At 60.4% G+C, this 26,844-nt stretch carries 18 protein-coding genes; 3 read left to right on the forward strand and 15 right to left on the reverse strand.

The window, feature by feature from the left end; all coding sequences use genetic code 11:
- Positions 1-52 precede the first annotated feature (52 nt).
- The 13 genes from ACZ5SR_RS13560 to ACZ5SR_RS13620 form a co-directional block, all read right to left on the reverse strand.
- Positions 53-1,189, reverse strand: a complete 1,137-nt coding sequence (locus tag ACZ5SR_RS13560) for a TRAP transporter substrate-binding protein (RefSeq protein ID WP_464449174.1) — start codon at positions 1,187-1,189, stop codon at positions 53-55.
- A gap of 108 nt (positions 1,190-1,297) precedes the next feature.
- Positions 1,298-2,335 (reverse strand): IS630 family transposase, encoded by a 1,038-nt coding sequence (locus ACZ5SR_RS13565; RefSeq protein ID WP_464451001.1) that lies wholly within the window; start codon positions 2,333-2,335, stop codon positions 1,298-1,300.
- A gap of 114 nt (positions 2,336-2,449) precedes the next feature.
- Positions 2,450-3,076 carry a TorD/DmsD family molecular chaperone gene (locus tag ACZ5SR_RS13570; RefSeq protein WP_464449175.1) on the reverse strand — a complete coding sequence of 209 codons (627 nt, stop codon included), beginning with the start codon at positions 3,074-3,076 and terminating at the stop codon, positions 2,450-2,452.
- 9 nt (positions 3,077-3,085) lie between these two features.
- Positions 3,086-5,197, reverse strand: coding sequence for a 4Fe-4S dicluster domain-containing protein (locus ACZ5SR_RS13575; protein ID WP_464451055.1), 2,112 nt, complete (start codon positions 5,195-5,197; stop codon positions 3,086-3,088).
- The gene (locus ACZ5SR_RS13580) at positions 5,157-5,846 is read right to left on the reverse strand and encodes a DUF3306 domain-containing protein (RefSeq protein WP_464449176.1); all 690 of its coding nucleotides are present in this window, start codon (positions 5,844-5,846) and stop codon (positions 5,157-5,159) included. Before ACZ5SR_RS13580 ends, ACZ5SR_RS13575 begins: the two co-directional genes overlap by 41 nt.
- A complete protein-coding gene (locus ACZ5SR_RS13585; RefSeq protein ID WP_464449177.1) occupies positions 5,843-6,400 on the reverse strand; it encodes a DUF3305 domain-containing protein in 558 nt (185 codons plus the stop codon). Before ACZ5SR_RS13585 ends, ACZ5SR_RS13580 begins: the two co-directional genes overlap by 4 nt.
- A gap of 29 nt (positions 6,401-6,429) precedes the next feature.
- Positions 6,430-7,914, reverse strand: a complete 1,485-nt coding sequence (locus ACZ5SR_RS13590; RefSeq protein ID WP_464449178.1) for a sensor histidine kinase — start codon at positions 7,912-7,914, stop codon at positions 6,430-6,432.
- A 79-nt stretch (positions 7,915-7,993) separates the two neighbouring features.
- The gene (fdhF, locus tag ACZ5SR_RS13595; RefSeq protein WP_464449179.1) at positions 7,994-10,780 is read right to left on the reverse strand and encodes a formate dehydrogenase subunit alpha; all 2,787 of its coding nucleotides are present in this window, start codon (positions 10,778-10,780) and stop codon (positions 7,994-7,996) included.
- The gene (locus ACZ5SR_RS13600; RefSeq protein ID WP_464449180.1) at positions 10,777-12,498 is read right to left on the reverse strand and encodes an NADH-ubiquinone oxidoreductase-F iron-sulfur binding region domain-containing protein; all 1,722 of its coding nucleotides are present in this window, start codon (positions 12,496-12,498) and stop codon (positions 10,777-10,779) included. The genes fdhF and ACZ5SR_RS13600 overlap by 4 nt, the downstream gene beginning before the upstream one ends.
- A gap of 6 nt (positions 12,499-12,504) precedes the next feature.
- Positions 12,505-13,830, reverse strand: a complete 1,326-nt coding sequence (boxA, locus tag ACZ5SR_RS13605; RefSeq protein ID WP_464449181.1) for a benzoyl-CoA 2,3-epoxidase subunit BoxA — start codon at positions 13,828-13,830, stop codon at positions 12,505-12,507.
- A 302-nt stretch (positions 13,831-14,132) separates the two neighbouring features.
- Positions 14,133-15,560 (reverse strand): benzoyl-CoA 2,3-epoxidase subunit BoxB, encoded by a 1,428-nt coding sequence (gene boxB, locus ACZ5SR_RS13610; RefSeq protein ID WP_464449182.1) that lies wholly within the window; start codon positions 15,558-15,560, stop codon positions 14,133-14,135.
- A gap of 88 nt (positions 15,561-15,648) precedes the next feature.
- Positions 15,649-17,307, reverse strand: coding sequence for a 2,3-epoxybenzoyl-CoA dihydrolase (gene boxC / locus ACZ5SR_RS13615; RefSeq protein ID WP_464449183.1), 1,659 nt, complete (start codon positions 17,305-17,307; stop codon positions 15,649-15,651).
- Between the two features lie 160 nt (positions 17,308-17,467).
- Positions 17,468-18,391, reverse strand: coding sequence for a helix-turn-helix transcriptional regulator (locus ACZ5SR_RS13620; RefSeq protein ID WP_464449184.1), 924 nt, complete (start codon positions 18,389-18,391; stop codon positions 17,468-17,470).
- Between the two features lie 208 nt (positions 18,392-18,599).
- Here ACZ5SR_RS13620 and ACZ5SR_RS13625 point away from each other — a divergent pair, with 208 nt between their 5' ends.
- Entirely contained in the window at positions 18,600-20,171 is a 1,572-nt protein-coding gene (locus ACZ5SR_RS13625; RefSeq protein ID WP_464449185.1) for a 3,4-dehydroadipyl-CoA semialdehyde dehydrogenase, read from the forward strand.
- A gap of 84 nt (positions 20,172-20,255) precedes the next feature.
- On the forward strand, positions 20,256-21,821 hold the full coding sequence (locus ACZ5SR_RS13630) for a benzoate-CoA ligase family protein (RefSeq protein WP_464449186.1): 1,566 nt from the start codon (positions 20,256-20,258) through the stop codon (positions 21,819-21,821).
- 48 nt (positions 21,822-21,869) lie between these two features.
- Here the strand turns inward: ACZ5SR_RS13630 and ACZ5SR_RS13635 are convergent, their stop codons facing one another.
- Complete coding sequence (locus tag ACZ5SR_RS13635) at positions 21,870-24,260, reverse strand: response regulator (protein WP_464449187.1); 2,391 nt, start codon at positions 24,258-24,260, stop codon at positions 21,870-21,872.
- 140 nt (positions 24,261-24,400) lie between these two features.
- Complete coding sequence (gene apbC / locus ACZ5SR_RS13640) at positions 24,401-25,489, reverse strand: iron-sulfur cluster carrier protein ApbC (protein ID WP_464449188.1); 1,089 nt, start codon at positions 25,487-25,489, stop codon at positions 24,401-24,403.
- Between the two features lie 93 nt (positions 25,490-25,582).
- Between apbC and ACZ5SR_RS13645 the strand changes: the two genes are divergently transcribed.
- Positions 25,583-26,761, forward strand: coding sequence for a patatin-like phospholipase family protein (locus ACZ5SR_RS13645; RefSeq protein WP_464451056.1), 1,179 nt, complete (start codon positions 25,583-25,585; stop codon positions 26,759-26,761).
- Positions 26,762-26,844 lie beyond the last annotated feature (83 nt).

Raw genomic sequence — 26,844 nt, forward strand, 5'->3', positions numbered from 1 at the left:
AATGAATCAGCCATCCAGGAGACCTGGATGGCTGATGGAAACGCTTAAAAAATTAGCCTTTTTTCTTCGGTGCCGCTGCTTTGGCTCCGAAGAAATGGTTCACCGCCATGCGACGGCTGATGTTGGTGTCCTGGTCCCACTTCACAGCACGGGCTGCGAAAGCCTTCTGGGAGGCCACCACTTCTTTGAAGATGGCGTTTTCTGCAGACTTCTTCTCGAGGATTTCAGACCAGACCTTGAGCTGTTCTTGCAAAATCGCATCGGGCGTCTTGAAGAACTTGACCTTGTCCTTGGTTTGCAATTCGATGTAGTCCTTGGAATAACGGTCAATGGCTTTCCAAGACATGTCGGCGGATGCAGCTTCAGTCGCAATCGAGATCACGGCCTTCATCTTGGCTGGCAATGCGTCGTACTTGGTCTTGTTGAACATGATCTCGAAGGTTTCCGAAGCCTGGTGGTAGCTTTGCAGCATGCAGACTTTGGAGACGTCGGGGAAGCCCAAGATACGGTCAGACGTGGCGTTGTTGAATTCAGCACCGTCGAGCAGACCGCGGTCCATGGCGGGGACGATTTCGCCGCCTGGCAAGGCGTTCACAGCAGCACCCATGGCGGTGAACAAGTCAATCGCCAAACCGTTGGTGCGGAACTTGAGACCTTTCAGGTCCGAGGTCTTGGTGATCGGCTTCTTGAACCAGCCAAAGGGCTGTGTTGCCATGGGGCCGTACAAGAACGACTGCACGTTGCCACCAATGGAGGCGTACAGCTTGGCCAGCAGCTCAGCGCCGCCGCCGTACTTGTGCCAAGCCAAGATCATGTTGGCGTCCATGCCAAAAGCGGGGCCGGAGCTCCACAGGGCCAAGGCGTTTTGCTTGCCGTAGTGGTAACCCAACACGCCGTGACCGCCGTCCAGAGTGCCTTTGGACACGGCTTCGAGCAAACCAAACGCGGGCACCACGGCACCAGCAGGCAACACTTCGATCTTCAGATCGCCACCGGTCATGTCGTTGACCTTCTTGGCGTAGTCCAAGGCGTACTCATGGAAGATGTCCTTGGCAGGCCAAGTGCTCTGCCAGCGCATGTTGATCGGGCCGGTCTGGGCCTTGGCGATCATGGGGGCAGAAATGGCACCTGCGGCGACAGCTGCGCCTTTGAGGAGGTTGCGACGACGTGGGGTTTGGGCTTCGGTCAAGGAGGTCTCCAGTGGTTATAAAACTTTTAAGCGTGAAAAGTTACCGCTCGGTCACCATTATCCGAGTCGCAGGCCGCCAACCTCTATTGATTCGGCCCTCAAATAGATTCATGCAGCATACTTGACATGGGGGTCTTGGAAATAGGCTTTTACGCGCTGCGGTTCGGCTACAACGATGCGCATGTGATCCTCGACGGCGGCGCGTAGTTTTGGCTTGGTACGTATGGGCACCTTGCGACCGATGACGTGCTTCAGATCGGCGTTCAATCGTTCCTCGGGGTTCAGTTCCGGGCTGTAGCTGGGCAAATAAAACACCTCAATCTTGTCGCTGCGCTCAGCCAGCCAGGCCTTCACGGGTTTGCTGTGATGCACGCGCAGGTTGTCCAGAATCAGGAATACTTTCTTGCCCGCATCCTTAATAAGCGCCTCTAAAAACTCGATCAGCTTGTCCGAATTGAACGCCTCATCAATGATCATCCAGCGCGCCTTGCCCTGGTTGGTGACGCTGGCAATCATGGAGAGCTTGTGCCGGGTGCCGCCAATGGCCATTGTCACCGGCGTCTTGCCTCGGGGCGCGTAACTTCTGCCGCGCACGTCGGTGTTTACCAGTGCGGTTTCGTCGCCCCAATGAATCTCGCCGCCCTGGGCCTTGGCGCGCTCGGCGATGGCCGGATAGGTCTCGTCAAGCCAAGTCTTTACCGCCGCCGGTGATTGCTCATAGGCGCGCTTAATCGGCTTTTGCGGCGTGAAGCCCCAGCGGGCTAGGTACTTGCCCACCGAGCGCACATGCAACGTGATGCCGCACTCGCGCTCGATCAGCTGCATCACCGCCGAGCGGCTCCACAGCGCAAAATCCATCTTCAGCTGTTCGGGGCGTTGGTCACAGATGATCCGACGGATGGCCTGTGCCTGCTGGTCTGTCAGAGCACGATTCTCGCCGCTGCGTCGCCCGCGTGTGCGCGGCGCCAGCGCGGCAAGACCTCCGGCCTCATAGCGCGAAATCACTCGACCCACCGCCGTGTGGCTCAAGCCAACGTCAGCGGCGATCTGCGCCTTGGTTCGTCCACGCTTGTAAGCACGAATCACCTGCCGACGCCTCTCATGTTGCTCGGCAGAACTTAGTTTTCTCGCATCGTCTTTATCCATGCGCAATGATCGCATGAAACAGGCGAGAAATCAACCTATTTGTGGGCCGTATCTATAAGTGAAAACCCGCACCCTGCCCGTTTTTATTTCAATGCAGGCCGCAAAAATTTTCAATCAAACCACCAAATCGAAGCCTTGTGACTCCACGCTGACAAAAGCTTCGGTGAATGCCGCCACGCGGGCATAGAAAACAGCGCGCGGCTGTGACTGCAGCACTTGGCAAAGTGCGGGCAACCAAGATTGGACGTGTTGGGTGAAGAAAGCTTGCTGGCGGGTGAGGTTGGACACGGCCACATCGTCGCCCGCAATCAGAAAACGCATGACTTCAAAAACATAAGCCACGTGGTCTTCGGTTTCAGACATGCCCTCGCTGCGGGCCAGACCCAGCTCGGCCAAGTCGTCGCGCAGGCGCACCAGCGGCTTTTCATTCAGGAACCCACTGAGGTAGTGCGAGCCAAACAAATACACCTCGGGCTTGCCCACCCCCCCAAACAGGCTGTTGTATTCGGCCGAAATTTGGGCTTGGCTCAGGCTGCGGGCGCTGGCCACCAGTTCGCGCCAGGGCTCCTCCAAAAAGCCCCCCGCATCGGGCGCTTCGGTCACCGCCACCTGCAGTTGACCCAGCAACTCCTCGCTGGGCGCGGCGTAATACAGCTGCGACAGCAAGCCGTAAATTTCGGCACGGGCGGTTTCTTCGTCCAGCGCGTGGCTGCTGGTGGACAGGTTCAGGTCTTGGCTCATGGCAACAAATTATTGGGGTTTGGAAGGGGCGCCCGGGACGCGCACCTGGTTTTCGTCGGTGAACATGTCCACCACGCGGCAGTCGCCGCACATCTTCAGGCGTTCAAGCGCAGCGCCCTGGAACATGCTGTGACCTGCCAGTCGGCCCAGCATGGCTTCGATGCCTTTGAGTGTGCCAAATGGTTTGCTGCAGCGGATGCAGGCGTATGGGGGGCTGCCGTGCAAAACACGCACCTGCGTGCGATCGGGCACCAGCGAAAGCCTAGGCTGCAACGTGATGGCATTTTCGGGGCAGGTCTTGGCGCACAGGCCACACTGCACGCAGTTTTTCTCGACGAAACGCAGCTCGGGCTGCAGCGGGTTGTCTTGCAGCGCCGACGAGGGGCATGCGCCCACGCAGCTGATGCACAGCGTGCATTTGCTGGCATCGACCACGATGGTGCCCAGGGGCGAACCAGCCGCTGGCAAATCGAGCGCTTTGGGGCGTGTGGCCTCGTCCATGGCCATCACAGGTGACTGGGCCATCAGGTGGTCGATGACCAACTCCAGGTTGCTGCGCTTTTCGGCCTGCACCGCGTGGCGGGCGGCGACGGCCGGGCTTGTGGGCAGGCTGGCGGCCTTGAGGCTTCGGGCGCACAGGCACTGCAAATCGCCGTCCAAAGCTGTGGCGGTTTTGGCTTCGATGAGCTGGAAATGCACGCCGGTGTAGCCCAGGCCGTTAAGCAAGCTTTGCGCCACGGCCATTTGTTCCATGAGCGCGGCGCGGTATTGCGGCGCTTCTTCGTGGGTGAGCAGCACCATGACCTGGCGTGCACCATAGGCCACGGCCGACAGCCACAGCTCCATGCCCACACTGGCGGTGTGCCACAAGGCCACAGGCATCACACGGGCAGGCACGCCTTGCATGACACCCAGCTGCGCGCCCCGGCCCAGCTCGTCGATCAGCGCCTGGCCTTTTTCTTGGCTGTGCAGCAGCAGCGCGGCGTCGCGCCCACCCGCGGCTTGGTAGGCCGACAGCAAGGCGCGGATTTTGGCGCCCTGCTCTGCCGGTCGCGGGTAAGCGTAGGTCAGTGCGCCCGTGGGGCAAGCCGTGGTGCACGCGCCGCAGCCCACGCAGAGGTTGGGATTGACCACGATTTGCTGGCGGCTTTTGTCCGAGCGCACGGCTTCGGCCGAACAGATGTCGATGCAGGCGCTGCAGCCCACTTGTTCGTTGCGGCTGTGCGCGCAGAGCTTTTGTTTGTAGGCAAAAAAGCGGGGCTTTTCAAACTCGCCCACCAGTTCGCGAACCTTGAGCAAGGTTTGCAGGTCATGCCCGTCCCAGCGGAAGTAGCCTTGCGGCAAAGCGTGAGACGTGAACGTGGGCGAGGCTTTGTCGCCACGCAAGTCCAGCACCACATCGAAGCGCTCGGTTTGTGGACGGGCGTCACGGCTGAAGTCGATGGCCCCTGCGGCTTCGCACACCTTCACGCAGTCGCGGTGCGAGCTGCAGCGCGACAGGTCCACTTGGTAATCCAGACCAATGGCTTGCTCGGGGCAGGCGGCCACGCAGGCGTTGCAGCGGGTGCACAGGTCCAGATCGATCGGGTTGCTGGCGTCCCACGACACATCGAACGCGCCGAGCCAGCCCTTGAGGCCTTGCAAGCGACCAGCCACCACCGGAAAGCGACGCTCCTGGCTGCCTCCGGCGTTGCCCGGGCCTTGCGCAAAAATCGTGACCTGCATCGCGTCGGCCAAAAAGCTGGCGGCGCGTTCAGCGGCATCAATCGCGCCGATGATGAGCACACGGCCTTCGCTTTTGTAAGTGACGGTGGCCACCGGCTCGGGCTCGGGCAGACGGGCGGCCGCCAGCAAGGCGGCCATTTTGGGTGTGGCGTGCTCAGCCTCGCGGCCCCAGCCGCCGGTTTCGCGGATGTTGACAAAGCGAATGGGCGAAATCGCGCCTTCGGTTTGCTCGGCCAGTTCACTGAACAAACGTTTTTCTTGGGTGCAGGCCACCACCACGGTCTCGCCGGTTTTCACGGCTTTCTGGAATTGCCCAGCCTCACGGCGGCACAAGGTGGTGTGCAGCGTCAGGTCTTCACCCAGTGCTTGGCCCAGAGCTTGGGCTTGCAGGGGCATGGTTTGGTTGCAGTTGCAAATCAGGGTGGTCATGTTCTGTCGTTTCGGAGGCTTGCAGCGTCGTTGTAGGCGGCAGTGCCTGTATCGCTGAGGAGGGCGACTGTGCCACAAGTGGCGAGCCTTGCGGCGTGTCGGGACTTTTGGCGAGGTTTTCCGGCACCTCGTTTGCGGCGGTCTGCGGCGGATCGGTTGGGTCTTTTTTGGGGAACAGGTTCAACAACTCGGCCCCGACCATTTTTTCGAGCATGCCTGCCGGCAATGGGTCGGGGGTGTTGTAGTCGCCAATGTAAATGTCCAGCCCGTCCATCACATTGAAGTGAGGATCGGTGAAGAGTTTCTTCATGGCGGCGTTGCGCACTTCGCCAGGCACGCCTTGGCGCATGAAGGACTGAAAATCAGAAGACGGCGTGAGGCCCTGCACGTCGGCCATGGTGGGCAGGGCAGGCTGCTCAGCGTCGGCAGGCTTAGTGGCCTCAGCAGTGGCCGCGTGGGCGGGCGCTGAATGCGGCGGCTGTTGTTCGGGCCGAAGCACCGAAGGCGATGCCGCCGGTGCAGGCGCAGCAGGAGCCACGGGCTCTGACAAGGTTGGCTCGCGCGTCTCCAGGCCCTGCTTGCGGCGCGACCAGCGGCTGAAAAAGTTGTCGCTCATGGCCCCGGCCTTGCGCCTTTGCGTTTGCTGTCGGTGCTGACCGAGACGGGTTGGCCAAAACGGTCGGTCAGGCGCTGGAAACTTTGGGGGCGCTGGCGCTTTTTTTCTTCAGGCACAAAGTGCTGCTCGGCAAAACTTTGCATCCAGGCCACGACATCGGCGGGTGCAGGAATGGTCTCCACGGTTTCCTGTGCGTCCAGCCAACGGCCCGCGTCGTGGTAGCTCAGGCTCACGGCTTGCGGCACCGCCATGGGCTCGCTGCCGTCTGGCCCGTCGATGAGACGCCACATGACAAAGTAGCAAGGCGTGGGCGAGGTGGCGTTGAGCCAATAACCTTCCGCGTCGTCGGTGAACAACGCCACTGGCCAGCCCGGATGAAGCCAGAGCGACTCGGTCTCGGATTGACGCAGGCTGCGCGGGTCTGAACCAAAGCCGGCTTCGTTGGGCACCACATCGGCCAGTACCCAGCGCCAAGCCTGCCAACGCGACATCGGGCCTTGTACGGCCTCGCGGCGCATCAGAACTGCCACATCAATTTGTGGACGTGAAGCCATGGACAAACAACCTTTGGGGAAATGAAAGCTCAGGAACCCAACACATACTCGTGTGAGGGCAAAGCCAGCAAGAATACCGCACCTTGGCCCGCTTCGCTCTCAAAGCTCAAACGTCCCCCGTGTGATTCCACAATGGACTGACTGAGCCACAAGCCCACCCCCATGCCTTGGGACTTGGAGGTCTTGAACAGAGCAAAAATATCCTGCTCTTGGCCCTCATGGATGCCACAACCGTTGTCGGCGATGCGCAGCTCAACCCAATCAGGCAGCACTTTCCCGGAAATGGCGATGCGAGAGGGCTGTCCAGGTTTTTCAACGAGGGCATCGATGGCATTGTTGAGCAAATTGAGCACCACTTGCTGCAACTGGGTGGCGTCGCCCGTCAACATCAAAGGTTCCTTCAGGTCGATGTCGAAGGCAATGTCGCAACGCTTGGCGTGGGCATCGACGATGTGGACCACTTCGCTCACTTTTTGGGCCAAATCGAGGCGGGCGTATTCGCCCTTGCCGGTCGCAAACATGCTGCGCAAAGTGCGGATGATGGCGGCTGCGTGGCGCGTGTCTTCACGAATCAGGTCGGCCAGTTTGTGGGCCTCAGCCAAAGCCGCCGCCGGGTCCCGGTTGCGCATGAGGTGAGATTCGATCAACTCGGTCTTGAGCACGATGGTGGTCAGTGGCTGGTTGAGTTCGTGGGCAATGCTGGCCACCAAAGCACCCATGCCCGCGCTTTTATTGGACAAAGTCAACTGCCGAATGATTTCTTCGCGCTCACTGAGCAGCGTGGACAAATCTTGGGAATGTTGACGAAGGAGGGCCGAACGCTCTTGCTCGCGCGCCAGGCCTTGCTCGGCACGAATTTGGGCTTTGTGCATCTGGTCCACAAAGATTTGCATGAAGCCCACGCTGAGCATGGTGATGGCGACAAACTGCCCACCGAACACCACCGCCTGGTCCCAGGACATGTCATACAAATCCGCCGCACCCCAACCGCCCAGAATGGCAACGGTCTTGATGCCCAATGTGACCACCAGCAACCAGCCGGCAGACTGCACAGCATGGGAGCCAAAAGGGTCGTGTGTGGCGGCAATGCGCCGACCCGACACCACGTATTCCAGGCAATTGAGGGTGTAAAACCCGTAAAAAAGCAGGATCACGCCAGCCTCGGAGCCACCCGAAAAATAATAGCCGTAGGTGACCAAAAGGTACACGCCATTGAACGCCGCCATGGTCCACAGCCAGAGGCGATCGGCAGGACCATCCAGAGAGCGCAATGCGGCCTGACGTCCGAAATTGCCCAGCGCCATGAGCAGCACACCCCAAAAGACCACCGCAGCGGTGGGCAATATGCCGCGACTGCCCAGCACCAACACCCCCACCGCGCTGAAGAGACCCGAGACACTCCAGACGGTGACCAGACCACTGCGGTAGCGCGCCATGCCGTACCAGATGGCCGCATGCAGCATCAGGTAGAGAAAAGCATCCATCCAGAAGATGGCTTGCACGTCGATGTTCAAGTGAAATTCCCGGGCCTGAGTCAGTGGAGGGCTTGGGCACCCCACACACGGTGCAGAACCCAAGACGGACAGCGCAGGATTATGAAGGCTGCAACGCCGAGACTTGGACGGCGCAGTACTTGAACTCCGGAATTTTGCCAAACGGATCAAGCGCCGCGTTGGTCAACTCGTTGGCCGCCGCCTCCACGAAGGCAAACGGGATGAACACCGTGCCTTGAGGCGTGCCATCGTCACAACGCAGTTGCAGCGCCACTTCACCCCGGCGCGATGCAATGCGCACACGTTGTCCAGCTTGCAGACCCAGACGAGCAAGGTCGGCACTGCACATTGAGGCCGTGGCCGCAGGCTCCAGCGCATCGAGTACCGTGGCGCGTCGCGTCATGCTGCCGGTGTGCCAATGCTCCAGTTGCCGCCCGGTGATCAGCACCATGGGGTAATCGGCATCGGGCTGCTCGTTGGCCGGGATCAGGCTGGCGGGCACCAAGCGCACACGGCCGTCTGCCGTCGGGAAATGGTCATGGAAGACGATGGGCTGGCCCGGATCGTCGGCGCTCACGCAGGGGTAAGTGACCGAGCCCGCGTTCAGGCGCGCCCAGTCGATGCCCCCAATGGCCGGGGCCATGGCTTGGCGCATTTCTTCATAGACCTCGGCCACGCCTTCGTGCTCGCCTGCGTAGTGCCAGTTCAGGCCCATGCGCTCGGCGATCTGCTGGATGATCCAAAGGTCGGGTTTGGCATCGCCCGGTGGCAGCACGGCCTGGCGGCCCATCTGCACCGTGCGGTCGGTGTTGCTGACGGTGCCGGTTTTCTCGGGCCAGGCGCTGGCGGGCAGCACCACATCGGCCAGCCAAGCGGTTTCGGTCAAGAAGATGTCTTGTACGACCAGGTGCTGCAAACTGGCCAACGCGTGGCGCGCGTGGTTCAGGTCCGGGTCGCTCATGGCCGGGTTCTCGCCCATGATGTACATGCCGCGCACCTTGTGCGGGTCGCTGTCCGGGGCCAAGGCCTTGTGCATGATTTCGACCACGGTGTAACCGGGTTGGTCGTCCAGTTTTGTATCCCAGAACTTTTCAAACCAGTCGTGCGCGGACTTGTCGCTCACCCGCTGGTAGTTGGGGTACATCATCGGGATCAGGCCCGCGTCGCTCGCGCCTTGCACGTTGTTCTGGCCGCGCAGCGGGTGCAAGCCCGTGCCGGGGCGGCCGATCTGGCCGGTGATGCTGGCCAGTGCGATCAGGCAGCGCACATTGTCGGTGCCGTGCACATGCTGGCTCACGCCCATGCCCCACAAAATCATGGCGGCTTTGGCGGTGGCATAGGCCCGGGCCACTTCGCGGATGGTGTCGGCCGGGATGCCACACACCAAACTCATGGCTTCGGGCGTGAAGTCCTGCACATGGGCCTTGAGTTCAGCCACGTTGTCGGCGCGCGCCTTCAAGAAAGTTTCATCGCATAAGCCTTCGTGCACGATGACGTGCAGCATGGCGTTGAGCAGCGCCACATCGGTGTCTGCCTTGAACTGCAGCGTGCGCCAGGTGTGGCGGCCAATGTCGGTGATGCGCGGGTCGGCCAGCACGATGCGCGTGCCGCGCTGGGCCGCGTTCTTCATCCAAGTGGCGGCCACGGGGTGGTTGGCTGTGGGGTTGGAGCCAATGACAATGATCAGGTCCGAATGCTCGACATCGCGCACCGGGTTGCTCACTGCGCCCGAGCCCACACCCTCGAGCAAGGCCGCCACGCTGGACGCGTGGCACAGGCGCGTGCAGTGGTCCACGTTGTTGCTGCCAAAGCCGGTGCGCACCAGCTTTTGGAAAAGGTAGGCTTCTTCGTTGCTGCCTTTGGCGGAGCCAAAACCGGCGAGCGACTTGGGCCCGTGTTGGTCGCGCAGCGCATTCAGTGGTTGGGTTGCGATCTTCAACACTTCTTCCCACGTCGCTTCGCGGAAGACCTCACGCCAGTCGGTGTGGCCATCCAGCAAAGACACGTCTTTGGCCACACCCGTTTTGCGGATCAGCGGTTTCGTGATGCGGTCCGGGCTGTGGATGTAGTCCATGCCAAATCGGCCCTTGACGCACAAGCGGCCTTCGTTGGCGGGGCCTTCTCGGCCTTGGACGCTGATGATTTTTTCGTCTTTGACTTGGTAAGTGACCAGACAACCCACGCCGCAAAACGGGCAGACCGAATCGACTTCACGGTCCACCTTTTGCGGGCCGATGTGGCTCTTGGGCATGAGCGCACCGGTGGGGCAGGCCTGCACGCATTCACCGCAGCCTACGCAGCTGCTGCCACCCATTGGGTCGGCCAGGTCAAACACCACTTGGGTGTGTGCACCCCTGAAGGCCAAGCCAATCACGTCATTCACCTGCAGATCACGGCAAGCGCGCTCGCAGCGGTTGCACTGGATGCAGGCGTCAAGCTGAACGGCCATGGCGGGGTGCGACAGATCCGCAGGCACCGCCTCGCGGCGCAACCCGGCCAATGCCGGGCGCACCTGCACGCCGTGGTGCTCGACCCACTGGCTCAGCTCACCATGCGGGGCTTCAGCCCGATCGTCCAGCCATTTGTGGCCCTGCTCAGGCAGGTCGGCCAGCAGCATCTCGAGCACCATCTTCTGGCTTTTGACGGCGCGATCGCTGTTCGTCTGCACCTTCATGCCCGAAGTGGCGCTGCGGCAGCAACTCGGTGCGAGGGTGCGTTCACCGTCGATCTCGACCACACAAGCACGGCAGTTGCCGTCGGGGGCCAAGCCTTCCTTGTGGCAAAGGTGCGGGATGGCAATGCCCAACTCCTTGGCGATGTTGAAAATGCTTTTGCCAGCAGGTGCTTCGACACTTTGGCCATTGAGGGTGAATTGAACCGTGCTCATGCTTTCACCTCAGCCCCCACTTCATGGGGAAAGTAATCCAGCACACATCGGATCGGGTTCGGCGCGGCCTGCCCCAAGCCGCAAATGGACGCATCGCCCATGACCTGCGCGAGGTCTTGCAAAGTCTCGGCATCCCACACAGGGTTGGTCATGAGTTGCGCGGCCTTGTCGGTGCCCACGCGGCAAGGTGTGCACTGGCCGCAGCTCTCGTGTGCAAAAAAACGCATCACATTCAGCGCGGCGTCGCGGGCGCTGTCGTGTTGGCCCAGCACCATCACGGCGGCCGAACCGATGAAGCAACCGTGCGGCTGCAGCGTGTCAAAGTCCAGCGGCACATCGGCCAAACGCGCAGGCAAAATGCCGCCACTGGCCCCGCCGGGCAAGTAAGCGTAGAGGGTGTGCCCATCGGCCATGCCGCCGCAGTATTCATCCACCAACTCACGCAGCGTGATGCCTGCGGGCGCGAGCTTGACGCCCGGGTGCTTCACACGACCGCTCACACTGAAGCGGCGCAGGCCTTTTCGGCCGTGACGTCCGTGCGAAGCAAAACTGTCTGCGCCCTGCTCCAGGAGTTCACGAATCCAGTAGAGCGTCTCGAAGTTGTGCTCCAGCGTCGGACGACCGAACAGGCCCACCTCGGCAATGTAGGGCGGGCGCAGGCGTGGCTCGCCGCGTTTGCCTTCGATGCTCTCGATCATGGCGGACTCTTCGCCGCAGATGTAAGCGCCCGCGCCGCGGCGCAACTCGATGCGCGGCAAGGCACACGGCGGGTTGGCCTGCAATGCGGCCAATTCTTCGGTCAACAACACGCGGGCCTCGTGGTACTCGTCCCGCAGGTAGATATAAACCGCCTCGCAACCGACCACGCTGGCGGCGATCAACACACCCTCCAGAAAGCGGTGAGGGTCGGCTTCCAGGCCAGTGCGGTCCTTGAAGGTGCCGGGCTCGCCCTCGTCGATGTTCACCGCCATCAGGCGCGGACCAGGCTGGCTGCGCACAATGCGCCATTTGCGGCCTGCAGGAAAACCTGCGCCACCCAGGCCACGCAAGCCTGAAGACTCCAGCACTTGAATGACCGACTCGTGGTCTTTCAGACCGGCGGCAACTTGCTGTGCCAACTGGTAGCCCCCGGCATTTTTGTAGTCGTCGTAACGCAACGCATGAGGCAAGGCCAGGGGCTGCGTGTGGTTCTCTGCCACCAAATGGGCAACCTTTTCGGTGGTCGCCAGAGACACGGCTTGCTGGCCCACTTGCGCCGCAGGAGCCTGCTCACAGCGACCCAGACAGGGCACGTTGACGACCTGCACATCCCCCACCAAATCGCGCTGCAACTGGCGCAACAAACTGTCACTGCCTGCCAGACTACAACTGAGGCTGTCACACACACGCACAGTGATTCTCGGCGGATTTTCCTCATCTTTCAGGATTTGGAAGTGGTGATAAAAAGATGCGACCTCGAACACCTCGACCACCGACAGCTTCATCTCAGCAGCCAGCGCGACGATGTGGCGTTCAAACAGACCATGGAAATGGTCGTTCAGCACATGCAGGTGCTCGATCAGCAGGTCACGGCGATGGCCATCGACAGGCGGCAACCCGATCAAGGCCTGCACCTCGGCGCGAGCCTCTGGCGCGACCTGTCGGCCTTTGAGCTGGGTGCGGGGTTTGCGCAGTTGCTGGCGAACCTGGTCCAGACCGATGTGGGTGGCGTTCGCCATGCCAGCTCAATAAGTCTCGAGGTGCAAACGGCCTTCTTTTTTCAGGGCCGTGCCAATGATGTCCCAGTCCAAGCCAGCATTCTGCGCGATGTCGCGCAGCGCCATGACCACGCCCTCTTCCATGCTTTTGAGGCCGCACACATAAAAGCAGGTGTTGCCGTCTTTGAGTTGCTGTGCGATGTCGGCAGCGCGGTCACGCAGGGCATCTTGCACATAACGCTTGGGCTTGCCCACTTCGCGCGAAAAAGCGAATTCGGTGTCAATGAAATCTTTGGGCAGGTTGTTCAGCGGCCCAAAGTACGGCAACTCAGCGGGCGTGCGGGCGCCAAAGAACAGCATCAGCTTGCCCCCTTCGAACTTGCCACTGGCGCGCAGGCGGCGACGCCATTCGGTCATGGCACGCATGGGTGCACTGCCCGTGCCTGTGCAGATCATGACGATGTTGCTCTTGGGGTGGTTGGGCATCAGGAAGCTGGCACCAAACGGTCCAATCACCTGCACCTTGTCACCCACATTCAAATCACACATGTAGTTGGAGCCGACGCCGCGCACGGGTTGGCCGTCGTGGTCTTCGAGCACGCGCTTGATGGTGAGCGACAGGTTGTTGTGGCCGGGGCGCTCGCCGTTGCGGGGGCTGGCGATCGAGTACTGGCGGGCATGGTGCGGTTTGCCTTTTGCATCGACACCGGGCGGAATGATGCCGATCGACTGACCTTCGAGCACCGGGAAAGGCAAGTTGCCGAAGTCGAGCACGATGTGGTGCGTGTCGTAGTCTTGCTGGCCATCTTGCTTGCCCACCTCGGTCACGCGCAGGTTGCCCGTCACGGTGGCGGTGATGGTTTTGTCCTGCGCCTTGGGGCCGTACAGGTTGGTGTAGGCGTGGGCAGCAGACCAAGGCGGGATGGTGGCGCCAAACTGCGCAGAGTTGAAACCCGAAGCCGCAGCGGTGCTGGCGGCGGATGAAGAAGAGGCGGCAGCTTGCACAGCGGCTTGCGCTTCTTGTTCTGCGACAGCGGCAGCACCGCCACCCGTGTCACCTGTTGCTTCGGCCAGTTCTTCGGCACTCAGCTCAGCAGGCAATTCGTCCCACTTGAGTTGCTCTTCGATGCTGTAGGCCTTGGCCTTGGGCATCATGCGCCAGTTGTCAATCGAGCCCGTGGGGCATGGCGAGATGCAGTCCATGCAACCGTTGCAGATGTCGGCCTTGACCACGTAATTGAGCGAGTCGTGCGTGATCGCGCCCACCGGGCAAATCGCTTCACAGGTGTTGCAGCGGATGCAGATTTCCGGGTCAATCAGGTGTTGTTTGATCAGCGTCGCTTCGGTGCTCATGTCTTGGCTTTCGGGTGTTTTGTCTTTTTGGTTTGCGTGGTCCGCAACGGCATGGCTTGGGGCCGGGCGCCTCATACTGGGGTACCAGAAATCGGCGCCCGGCCCCAAGCCATGCCGTCGCTCAGCGCCTGTGCAGACCTTGCAGTCTACTGGCATTGGGTGTGCTTTGCGCACACCATGCAGTCGTCAAAGGCAGGGGCGGGTGACGATTTCTGGTACCCCAGTATGAGGAACCCGCCCCTGCCTTTGACGACTGCCGCCCCCGCAACGAGGCAGAGACAGCAGTCAGATCAAAAGATCAATCAGTTGAAGCGGACGTAATCAAAGTCCACGGGCTGACGGTTGATGCCCATGACGGGTGGCGCGATCCAGTTGGCGAACTTGCCTGGCTCGACAACACGGCCCATCAGGCTGGCCACGTAGGCGCGGTCTTCGTTGTTAGGCAACCACTCGCCCACTTGGGCCATCCACTGCTCGTCGGTCACCACACGGCCATCGGGCGTGATCTTGGAGCCGGACAAGGAGCCGATGTTGCGGTGGAACGCCTTGTGCGGGGCAGTCAAGGTGAAAGGAATACCGGCCTTGCTGATCACACGGTTCCAACGCTCGATGCCGCCTTTGGAATCGGTGATGTAGTCGTCGCGCAGCACTTCGTTCAAAGCGTTGAGCATCGGCACTTCTTTTTCGATCAGCTTGCCGTCTTCAACCGACAAGATCTTGTAGCTGTTGCCCTTCAAGATGTGGTCATCACCACGTTTGCCTTCTTCGTAACGGCCCTTCAGACCCGAGCTGTAGAAGGTGGCGGCATTCGATGACTCGTCGGCACCGAACAAGTCGATGGTCACCGAGAAGTGGAAGTTGATGTAACGCTGGATGGTCGGCAGGTCGATCACACCGGCGGCGCGCAATTTGCCCACGTCGTCGGTTTTGAGTTGGTTCATCACATCCACCGTGCGCTGGATGGTGCGGCTCACACCGGACTCGCCCACAAACATGTGGTGCGCTTCTTCGGTCAACATGAACTTGGTGGTGCGGGCCAGGGGGTCGAAAGCCGACTCGGCCAATGCGCACAATTGGAACTTGCCGTCGCGGTCGGTGAAGTAAGTGAACATGAAGAACGACAACCAGTCAGGTGTCTTCTCGTTGAACGCCTGCAAGATGCGGGGGTTGTCTTCGTTGCCGCTGTTGCGCTGCAGCAATGCATCGGCTTCTTCACGGCCGTCTTTGCCGAAGTATTTGTGCAGCAGGTACACCATGGCCCACAGGTGGCGGCCTTCTTCGACGTTGATCTGGAACAGGTTGCGCAGGTCGTACATGCTGGGCGCGGTCAGGCCCAGGTGGCGCTGCTGCTCGACCGATGCGGGCTCGGTGTCGCCTTGTGTCACGATGATGCGGCGCAGGTTGGCGCGGTGTTCGCCAGGCACGTCTTGCCAGGCTTTTTCGCCGATGTGGTCACCGAAGTGGATCTTGCGGTCTTGCTCGCCGGGGTTCATGAACACGCCCCAACGGTAGTCGCGCATTTTCACGTGGCCAAACTGGGCCCAGCCTTGTGGGTCCACGCTCACGGCGGTGCGCAAGTAGACGTCCATGTCGGTCGAGCCTTCGGGGCCCATGTCGTCCCACCAGTTGATGAAGTTGGGCTGCCACTGCTCAAGCGCGCGCTGCAAGGTGCGGTCTTCGCTCAAGTTGACGTTGTTGGGGATTTTTTCGCTGTAGTTGATACCGGACATGAGAGTCTCCAGAAATTAAAGCAACGGTGGGGGAAAATTTCGGTTGCAGCGCGGACCACCGGGCACCACGCTGCACAACGCAAAAACATCAAACGCGGTTCATGTCGAACTGGACTTTTTCGCCTTTGCCGTAGACCTTCAGAGCACCCTTTTCGCCGACGGCGTTGGGGCGCTGGAAGATCCAGTTTTGCCAGGCGGTCAGGCGGCCAAAAATGCGTGTGGCCATGTTTTCCTTCTGGGCAAAACGCAGGTTGGCTTCCAGACCGGTCAGCGCGTCAGGCGACATGGAAGAGCGCTCTTCCAGGGCCAGGCGAATTTCATCAGCCCAGTCGATGTCATCGGGCGCAGCCGTGACCAAGCCTAAGGCCAGTGCGGCGTCGGCGTCGAGCGCTTGGCCGATGGCGCCACGTGCGGCTTCCATGGCGGGCGCTTCTTCATAAAAGCGGCGCTGCAGGCGGGTCTGGTCGTTGACCATGGGGAAGAAACCGAAGTTCATCTCGCTCAATTGAATCTTGGGGGCCTTGGCGGCATCGTCGGGCAAAGCCAGCATGTAAGCGCGGTCGGCGCAGAAAGCCAATTCGGCGAGTGTGCCGACAAAACATGTCCCCTCTTCGATCAGGGCGAACAGGCTGCGCGAAGACACGTCCATGCGGGCCAAGGTGCGGCGCAGGTGGCCAATGGTTTCACGCACCAGCCAGTGGTCTTTGTGAGCCAACAAGGTCGCGTCAGACGCCAACACGGCAGCCGCGTTGCCCGAGGTCTTAAGCACCCAGGTGCCGATGTCCAGTTCATTGGTGCGCATGTGCAGGATGGCGTCGTCGAGTTCACGCACCATCTGCAGGGGCCACCAGTTCACGCCTGCAGCTTCGATGCCATCGATATTCGTGGGCTGAGCAGAGGCAGGGGCTTTGACGGTGAAAGTGGCGATGCGCTTAGCGCGGTCGATTTCAACGGTGACGTTGGTGTAAGTAAGGGCATCGGCCGCGATGGTGCGGTTCAGTGGGGTCAATGCCACACCTTTGACACCTGCGGTGCGGATGCTGCCAGCGGCCAGTTTTTGAGCGCGGGCTTGCACGGCTTCTTTGAACACGGCGGGCTTGGCGATCGCGTCGACCAGACGCCAGTCCACGGCTTTTTGACCGCGCACACCTTCGACGCTGGTGCAAAAAATGTCGGCCAGGTCGTGGCGCACATGGCGCTTGTCGGTCACACGGGTCAAGCCGCCGGTGCCAGGCAACACGCCGAGCAAAGGCACTTCTGGCAATGACACGGCGCTGGAGCGGTCGTCGACCAACACGATTTCGTCACAAGCCAGGGCCAGCTCGTAGCCGCCGCCAGCGCAAGCGCCGTTCAGGGCCGCGACGAATTTCAGGCCGTCGTGCTTGCTGGAGTCTTCGATGCCGTTGCGGGTTTCGTTGGTGAACTTGCAGAAGTTCACTTTCCAACCGTGGGTCGACACACCCAGCATGAAGATATTGGCGCCGGAGCAGAACACGCGGTCCTTCAGGCTGGTCACCACCACCGAGCGCACTTCGGGGTGCTCAAAGCGGATGCGCTGCAATGCGTCGTGCAATTCAATGTCCACACCCAAGTCGTAGCTGTTGAGCTTGAGCTTGTAACCAGGGCGGATGCCGGCGTCTTCGTTGATGTTGATCGACAAGGTGGCGATCTCACCGTCAAAGGCCAGGTTAATGTGTTTGTATTGCGAGGGGTTGGTTTGGTAGTCAACCTGGAAAGCTTGCGTCATGGGGATGTCTCCGTGGAAGAAGGTGGTGCTTGATTTTGGTCAAAAAATGCATTTCAGTGCATGCTGCATTGAATTTTATTGCAGGTCACACGACCTCGCAATATGCACTTTACTGCATTTACCTAGTATTTACCCTAGGAAATGCATTTTCTTCCACTCTTCAAACCGGCAAGGTCAAATGCTGGCGAACCGAAGTACGCAAGGCTTCAAAGGCTTGGTCTTCGCTGCGGCCACTGGTGTTGATGGCCAAGTCGGCCTTGGAATAAAAAGCCGAGCGCCCTTCCAAGATGCGCTTGAGGTCTTCCATGGCTTCGCGGCTGGCGGCCATGGGACGCATGTCGCCCTGCGCAGCCACACGGCCCATGTGGTCAGCGGCATCGGCCTGCAGCCACACGGTGGTGCAGTGCGAGAGCAGCAGATTGAAGTTGGCCGAGTCCGACACCAAGCCGCCAGGCGTGGCGATGACCACTTCGGGGTAAATCTGGATCGCCTCTTCAAGCGCGCGGCGCTCGTAACGGCGGTACGCGTTAGCGCCATACAGGTTGTGGATTTCGCTGATTTGGCAACCGGCAAACTGCTCGATCTCTCGGCTCAGCTCAATGAACGGAAAGCCCAAGTTGTCGGCCAGGCGCTGACCCAGTGCAGTTTTACCCGCGCCACGCAATCCGATCAGGGCAATGCGGCCCTTGCGCTCTTGCGCGTTGCCGCCTTCGCCAAACATCTCGCTCAACTGCACTCGGGCACGACGCAGATCGGCCTCACTGCGCTTTCCCAACAACTCGCGAATCAGCAGCCACTCGGGCGAGGTGGTGGTCACATCGCCCAGCAACTCGGCCAGCGAGCACTGCAGCGCCTGCGCCACTTGCAGCAGCACCAGCACCGACACGTTGCCCGTGCCGTATTCGAGGTTGGCCAGATGCCGCTCGGACACATCGGCGGCCAGCGCCACAGCACGGCGCGTCATGCCCTTGCGCGATCGCAGCGTGCGCACGCGCTCGCCCAGCGATTCCAGAAACGGGCTGCGCTTGCTGTCTGCGTCCGGCGCGTTTGTCTCCACCTGCACCGATTCTTCTTGTGATGCCATGCTCAACTTTCAACCCTTGGTTAGGGAAAACCCTTTGATTTCAACAGCCACAAAACATGCACTTTATTGCATACTCACCAACACGCAAAATAATGCATCAACCCGTGTTTATACCGCCAACTGAACCCTCGGAACAGTTTTTTGTTGCATGCCATTGCATGACAACACCCACAAAGCGCCTCAGGGCGCACCCGGAAAGAACCTGCACATGACCACCGCATTGCTCCCCAACTTTTTCGCAGGCCGCTGGCAAACCGGCACCAGCGCAGGCACACCGATGTTGGATCCGGTGCTGGGAACCGAGCTGGCCCGGGTGTCCAGCGCTGGCATCGATCTGGCCGAAGGCTTTGTCTTTGCCCGCGAACAAGGCGGCTCGGGCCTGCGTGCCCTGAGCTACGGCCAGCGCGCTGGTCTGCTGACCCAAATCACCGAAGTGCTGCAAGCCCACCGCGACGCCTACTACGAGATCGCCACCGCCAACAGCGGCACTGTGGCCAAAGACTCGGGCGTTGACATCGATGGCGCGATCTTCACCCTGGGCTACTACGCGAAACAGGGCGCAGCGCTGGGCGACGCGACTCTGCTGCTGGATGGCCAGCGCATCCGTATGGCCAAGGACCCGGCTTTCCAGACCCAGCACATTCAAGTGCCCACACGCGGCGTGGCGCTGTTCATCAACGCCTTCAACTTTCCCAGCTGGGGCTTGTGGGAAAAAGCCGCCCCGGCCCTGCTCGCTGGCGTGCCAGTCATCATCAAACCCGCCACCGCCACCGCCTGGCTGACCCAGCGCATGGTGAAAGACGTGGTCGATGCAGGCGTGCTGCCCGTCGGCGCTTTGTCGGTCATCTGTGGCTCGTCCGCAGGCCTGATGGACCAGCTGCAGGCCTTTGACGTGGTCAGCTTCACCGGCTCGGCCGAGACGGGCAAGATCATCCGCAGCCACCGCGCTGTGACCGAGCTGTCGGTGCGCTGCAACATCGAGGCCGACAGCCTGAACTCGGCCCTGCTCTCGCCAGCCGCCACAGCCGACAGCGAAGCCTTCAAGCTGCTGGTGGCCGAAGTGGCCCGCGAGATGACCGTCAAATCGGGCCAAAAATGCACCGCGATACGCCGCGTCTTTGTGCCCCGCGCTTTGTATCAAGCCACCGCCGAAGCCATTGGCGCACGCCTGGCCAAAACCACCGTGGGCAACCCGCGCAACGAGACCGTGCGCATGGGCGCACTGGTGAGCCAGGAACAAAAGGCCAGCGTGCTGGCCGGTTTGGCCCAACTCAAAACCGAAGCCACCGTGCTGTTTGACGGCAGCGCTGCGGGTCTGGTGGACGCCGACTCGGCCAGCGCCTGCGTGGCCCCGGTGCTGCTGGGTACCGAGTCGCCCATGACGGCCCAAGTGCTGCATGCGGTCGAGGTGTTTGGCCCCGTGTCCACCCTGATGCCTTACGACAGCATCGAAGAGGCTTACGCCATGATCCGCCGCGGCGAAGGCTCGCTGGTGTGCTCGGTCTACAGCGAAGACCCGGTCTTCACCGCACAAGCCTCGGTCGAGCTGGCCAGCAGCCACGGCCGGGTACACGCGATTTCGCCCGACGTGGCAGCCCTGCACAGCGGCCACGGCAACGTGATGCCCATGAGCCTGCACGGCGGCCCCGGGCGGGCTGGTGGTGGCGAAGAGCTGGGGGGTCTCAGGGCACTCAACTTTTACCACCGTCGCACAGCGGTGCAGGGCAGCTCGCTTGCGCTGGATGCGCTGGCGGCGCAAGGCGCGACTTTGCCGCTGTGAGCCAGCGGGGTTAAGCACCTAGAAACTACCCATTGCCAGACGCCAAAATTTGGACAACATGACAGACACCCGAGGAGACAAAACATGACACGCACTGTGACCGCCCCCAGCACCGACTTCAACTTCGCCCAACACCTGATCGCCACCAACGCCGGGCGCGCAGCCAAAACCGCCCTGATCGACGATGTGGGCACATTGACCTATGGCGAACTGACCGAGCAAATCCGCCGCTTTGCAGGCGGTCTGCAGGCCATGGGGCTCAAGCGCGAAGAGCGCGTGCTGCTGCTCATGCAAGACAGCAGCGACTGGGTGGTGGCTTTTCTGGGCGCGCTGTATGCGGGCGTGGTGCCGGTGGCAGTGAACACGCTGCTCACCGCCGAAGACTATGCCTTCATGCTGAGCAACAGCCGGGCTCAAGCGGCATTGGTGTCGGGAGCCTTGCTCCCGACGCTGCAAGCGGCCATGGATCTGGTCAAAACCGAAGTGCGCCATGTGGTCGTTTCGCGCCCAACCACTGGACTGACACAGGGCCAGCTCAACATGGCCGATTTTGTGGCGCAAAACACCCCGGTGTTGCCCGCGCAAACCCTGGCCGATGAACCGGCTTTTTGGCTGTATTCGTCGGGCTCCACCGGTAAACCCAAGGGTACCGTGCACAGCCAGGGCAACTTGTATTGGACAGCCGAGCTGTATGGCCAAGGGGTGCTGAATTTGCAGGAGAGCGACACCGTGTTCTCAGCTGCCAAGCTCTTCTTTGCCTATGGTCTGGGCAATGCCCTCACCTTCCCATTGAGCGTGGGCGCCAGTGTGGTGTTGATGGCCGAGCGTCCGACCCCACAAGCGACCTTCAAACGACTGGTCGACCACCAACCCACCGTGTTTTACGGTGCGCCCACCGGCTACGGCGGCATGCTGGCCAACCCTGATCTGCCCGCCAAAAGCCAGGTCGCACTGCGCCTGTGCTCGTCGGCCGGTGAAGCCCTGCCACGCGACATTGCCGAACGCTGGTCTGCGCACTTTGGCTGCGACATCATCGACGGCATTGGCTCCACCGAAATGCTGCACGTGTTTTTGTCCAACTGCCCCGGCGACGTGCGCTACGGCACCACCGGCAAAGCCGTGCCCGGCTACGAAGTACAGCTGCGGGGGGAAGACGGCAGCGTGGTCACTGGCCACGACGAGATTGGCGACCTGTACATCCAAGGCCCCAGCAGCGCTTTGATGTACTGGAACAACCGAGACAAAACCCGCGACACCTTCCAAGGCGTGTGGACCAAAAGCGGCGACAAGTACACCCGCGACGCCGATGGCTACTACACCTACGCTGGCCGCAACGACGACATGCTCAAGGTCAGCGGCATCTACGTCTCGCCTTTTGAGGTCGAGTCCACCCTGGTGCAACACCCCGCCATTTTGGAAGCTGCCGTGATCGGCAAGGAAGACACCGACGGCCTGACCAAAACCAAGGCCTTCATCGTGCTCAAAGCCGGTCAAAGCCTGACCGAGGCCGAAGTCAAAGCCTTCGTGAAAGAACGACTGGCCCCTTACAAGTACCCGCGCTTCATCGCGTTTGTGTCCGAACTGCCCAAGACGGCGACGGGCAAGATCCAGCGATTCAGGTTGCGCGATCTGGAAAAAACAGGCGTTTGAGTCTTCGCACGCCCGGCAAGCCACCAAAGAGGCCGCCGGGTGCGTTGATCAATGCTTGAGAACGCGCAGGATCTCTTTTTGCAGGGACGCCTGCGACATGGGTTTGGACACGTAACCATCGGCACCCGCAGCGAGGAAACGCTCTTTGTCACCCGTCATGGCGTGGGCGGTGACCATCAACACAGGCGTGCGCCAGAGGCTTCCCGCTTCGCGTGCACGCAGGGCTCGCAGAGCGGTCAAGCCGTCCATGACAGGCATCATCACATCCATCAGAACCACATCAAAGCGCTCTTGTGCCAATCGGTCCAGCGCCTGCTGGCCATCTGCCGCCACGGCATACCGATAACCCATCCGTTGCAGCATGATTTCGGCGAGCTTGCGGTTGATTTCATGGTCTTCCACCAAAAGCACCGAACTCGTCACGTCTTTGGCCAAGGCCGGCAATAAGGCTGGTGGTTTTGCAGGGGTGGTCGCCTGCTCACTCGACTTCGCCACTTGACGAGCAGGCAAGGTGGCCACAAATGTGGCCCCTTCCCCGGGCCGACCTTCCGCGGTGATGTAGCCCCCCATCAGCTGCAACAGGCTGCGCGTGATGGCCAGCCCGAGGCCCGTGCCACCGAATGATCGCGTCACCGAACCATCGGCTTGGGTAAAGGGGCTGAACAAGGCCTCTGTGCGTTCCGGATCAAAACCGATGCCCGTGTCGATGATGCTGATGCGCAACAGCACCGTTTTGGCATCGACGGCGGGCACCATCTCAGTCTTCACAGTGACAGAACCCTGCTCGGTGAATTTGATGGCGTTGCCAATCAGGTTGGTCAGGACTTGGCGCATGCGCACCGGGTCCAACCACAACAACTCAGGGATATCGGGGGCTGTCTCCAGCCGCAAGTCCACGCCCTTGGCATGGGCCAATTGTTCCAACGACCGGGCGGTGTGCCGCACCAGCTGCACAGGACTGACCTCCAGCAATTCCAACTCCAAGGCTTTGGCTTCGATTTTGGAAAAGTCCAGGATCTCGTTGATGATTTGGAGCAAATGGTTGGCCGAGTCACGGGCCAGCACCAGGAACTCCTTTTGCCGCTGCGGGTCGGCGGTGTCCAGTGCCAGCTCGGTCATGCCCACAATGCCGTTCATGGGCGTGCGGATTTCGTGGCTCATGTTGGCCAAAAACTCACCGCGCATGCGGTTGGCCTGTTCGGCTTTTTCCTTGGCCTCGACCAGCAGGTCTTGGGCGCTCTGGATGGCCGTGAAGTCCTGCATCACACCTATGAAGAAGTGCTCGTTGTCCAGCCGGGTTTCACTGATCGTCAAGCGCACCGGAAACAAGCTGCCATCGCTCCTGCGGCCTTGCAGGACACGCGGCTGGTTCATCAACCTTTTCTCACCCGTGTTGAGGTAGCGGCCCATGTACTGGTCATGCTGCGCTTGATCGGCTTCGGCCATCAGCATGTTCACACGCTGCCCCATCAAAGCCTGCATGGGATAGTCAAAAATGGCCGCCGTGGCATCGTTGCACTGCACGATCTGGCCTTGTGCGTTGGCCACCACCACCGCTTCGGGCACCGATTTGAAAATGCTTTGCAGCTTGCTTTCACTCAGCCGCAAGTGCTTTTCGACCTGTTCACGTTCGGTAATTTCCTCGCTCAGCTGGCGAATCGCCAGTTGCCGTTCGTTAGACAGCTGGCGTGAGGTCATCAAAGCCGTGCGGATGCGTTTGACCGAAAGCCAGATCAACAAGAAACCCAACAACAATAAAACCAGCAACACCACAAAGGTCCGGTTCAGTACCCCCGTGCTGGCCAGCTGCCACTGCGAAACGGGCAGCACAATCTCCAAAGCACCTCGCACATCGCCCACCTGCCAGTTGGTTTGAGGTGAGCCCGGATAGCTGTTGTGGCAGGCCACACAACTGGACAGCATGCGGTCGGCTTGCGCAAATCGCAGAACTCGGGTGCCATTCAGAATTTCTTCACGCACAAAGGGTTGGTTGGGTCTTTCCTTGAGGTGTTGCAGTGCTTGTTTTTGAAAATCGTCCAGCGAGCGCTCGGCCACACGCCAGGGAAAAGGCTGATCACTGTAAAGACGCACTTGGGTGCCGCCATCGACCTTGGACAGGTAATGCCCCAAATCGATCGTGAGCGTGGCGGGTAATGGCAAGGCGTTGTCACGCGACTGGTAATCGTGCGTGATGGTCATGCCCCCACGCACAGCACGGGGCACCAGTTCCTGGGTGTAGAAGTTGCGAAATTGCGTGACCGAAGCGGCATGGGCCTGCGCGCTTTCGGCGGCATATTGCTGCACCATGGCCTCGCTTGAGCTGTAGGTGTAGACCACCACAAAAAGACCCATAACGATGAGCACACCGCCCAGCCATTCCATGGGCCAGCGCAACATGGCTTGGCGAGTCCAATAGATCAAACATTTGGGAGCATTCACTTTGTATCCTGATAACAAAGTCAATGATAGCAACGAATACTAAGTTTTATTCAATACTCAGGCTGGGGCCTTTCAGCACCGCCCCAAGTCCTACAGGTGAGCCCACTGACCTGCGGTCAGGTTTTCTTGCAGACCTGCGGTCAGGTGTCCTTGCTGACCTTGATGGTGGGGAATTTGCTCGAAAAGTCCTTGGCCTTGGCCGCGATCTTGACCGCCACTTGGCGGGCCACCGCTTTGTAGATTTGGGCCACTTCACCGTCGGGGTCGTAAACCACCGTGGGCTTGCCGCTGTCGGCTTGCAGGCGAATTTGCATGTCCAGCGGCAGTGCGCCCAGATAGTCCATGCCGTACTCGGCCGCCATCTTCTTGCCGCCATCGGCCCCGAAAATGTGCTCCACATGGCCGCAGTTGGTGCACACGTGCACCGCCATGTTCTCGACCAGGCCCAAAATCGGCACGCCGACTTTCTCGAACATCTTCACGCCTTTTTTGGCATCCAAGAGGGCGATGTCTTGCGGGGTGGTCACGATCACCGCGCCGGTCATGGGCACGCGCTGGGACAGTGTCAGTTGGATGTCGCCCGTGCCGGGTGGCATGTCGACGATCAAATAATCCAACTCTTTCCAGTTGGTCTGGCGCAGCAGCTGCTCCAGCGCTTGGGTGGCCATGGGGCCACGCCAGATCATGGCCTCGTCCTGGCTGACCAGAAAACCAATGGACATGACCTGTACGCCGTAGTTTTCCATCGGCTCCATGGTCTGGCCGTCCTCGCTCTCAGGGCGGCCTTCGATGCCCATCATCATCGGCTGGCTGGGGCCATAAATGTCCGCGTCCAAAAGACCCACTTTGGCCCCCTCGGCGGCCAGCGCCAGGGCCAGGTTCACAGCGGTGGTGCTCTTGCCCACGCCACCCTTGCCCGAGGCCACGGCCACAATGTTTTTCACCTGCGGCAGCAGTGCCACGCCGCGCTGAGCCGAATGGGCCGTGATTTTGCTGATCACGTTGGCCGACACGTTGGCCACGCCTGCCACGCCTTTGGCTGCAGCAATCAAGGCCTGGCGCAGCGCCGGAATCTGGCTCTTGGCGGGGTAACCCAGCTCCACATCAAACGACACATCGCCGCCTTCGACTTGCAGGTTTTTCAGGACTTTGGTGGAAACGAAATCTTTGCCTGTGTTCGGATCAATGACGGTTTGCAAGGCTTGGAGCAGTTGTTCTGAGGTGGCCATAGGAAAGATTTCAAAAAAAGATGCGACAGTCTACCCAAGCACGGGTGTCCCCTGATTCCAAGAGGTCGAAATGCCTCTAGGATGACAAAAATGATGAATTTAACAGGTTTGATACTTTCAGGCGGCGGTGCACGTGCCGCCTACCAAGTGGGCGTCTTGGCGGCGATTGCCCGCATGCGGCGCGAAGCAGGTGCCGCCCAAGGCAACCCCTTTCCCGTGATCTCGGGGACTTCTGCCGGGGCCATCAATGCGGCTTTCTTGGCATGCAATGCAGACAATTTTGATAGCGCTATTGAAGAACTGGTTGAGGTTTGGCGAGATTTTCAGGTCGAGCAGGTGTATCGATCCGATGTCTTGGGCATGATTCGCTCGGGGGCTCGCTGGCTGTCTTTGCTGTCCTTGGGCTGGCTGATCACGCAAAAACGATTTCGCCCCAAGTCCTTGCTGGACAACACCCCCTTGAGCACACTGCTGCAAGAACGCTTGGATTTGACACGCCTGCCCGCCTTGCTGGAACAAGGGCACCTGCAGGCCTTGGCCATCACCGCTTCAAGTTACAGCACGGGGGAGCATGTGACTTTTTACGAAAGCTGTCACGCCGTGACCCCCTGGGTCAGGAACCAGCGCTTGTCGCAGCATGGCCGTATAACACACGAGCACCTGCTGGCCAGCTCGGCCATCCCCTTCATTTTTCCAGCCATGCGTCTGCAAGGGCCGCAAGGCTGTGCTTATTTCGGCGATGGCTCGATGCGGCAAACCGCACCCATTTCACCCGCCATACACCTGGGGGCCAGCAAGATCTTGGTGGTCGGAGCAGGGCGCATGCTCGAGCCCAAAAACCAGCTCGATGAGGAGCCCTTGTACCCCTCACTGGCGCACATTGCGGGTCATGCCCTGTCCAGTATTTTTCTGGATTCGCTGGCTGTCGATGTGGAGCGGATGCAGCGCATCAACCAGACCTTGCAGCTCATTCCCGAAGAAAAACGCCAAAGTACGCACCTGCGACCCGTCGATTTGTTGCTGATTGCCCCATCGCAACGCCTCGATGTCATTGCTGCCAAACATGCTGAAGCCCTCCCCCAGACCGTCAAAAGCCTGCTGCGCACCTTAGGGGCCAGCCCCACATCTTTCCAAGGTCAGGGCAATGCCTTGGTCAGTTACCTGCTCTTTGAAGGCGCCTACACCCGTGAGCTGATCGCACTGGGTGAAGCCGATGCGCTGACCCAACGAGAAGATATCCACCGGTTTTTCGGCTGGTCAGCCAAGACCTGACGTTCCAAAGGTGCCTTGGTCATTCTGGGCCAGAGTGCCAAGCGTCTAAAATTGCCAGCTTGCTTTCTGGGCTTCTAGCCAAA

It is taken from the genome of Limnohabitans sp. TEGF002 (genome assembly GCF_055395845.1).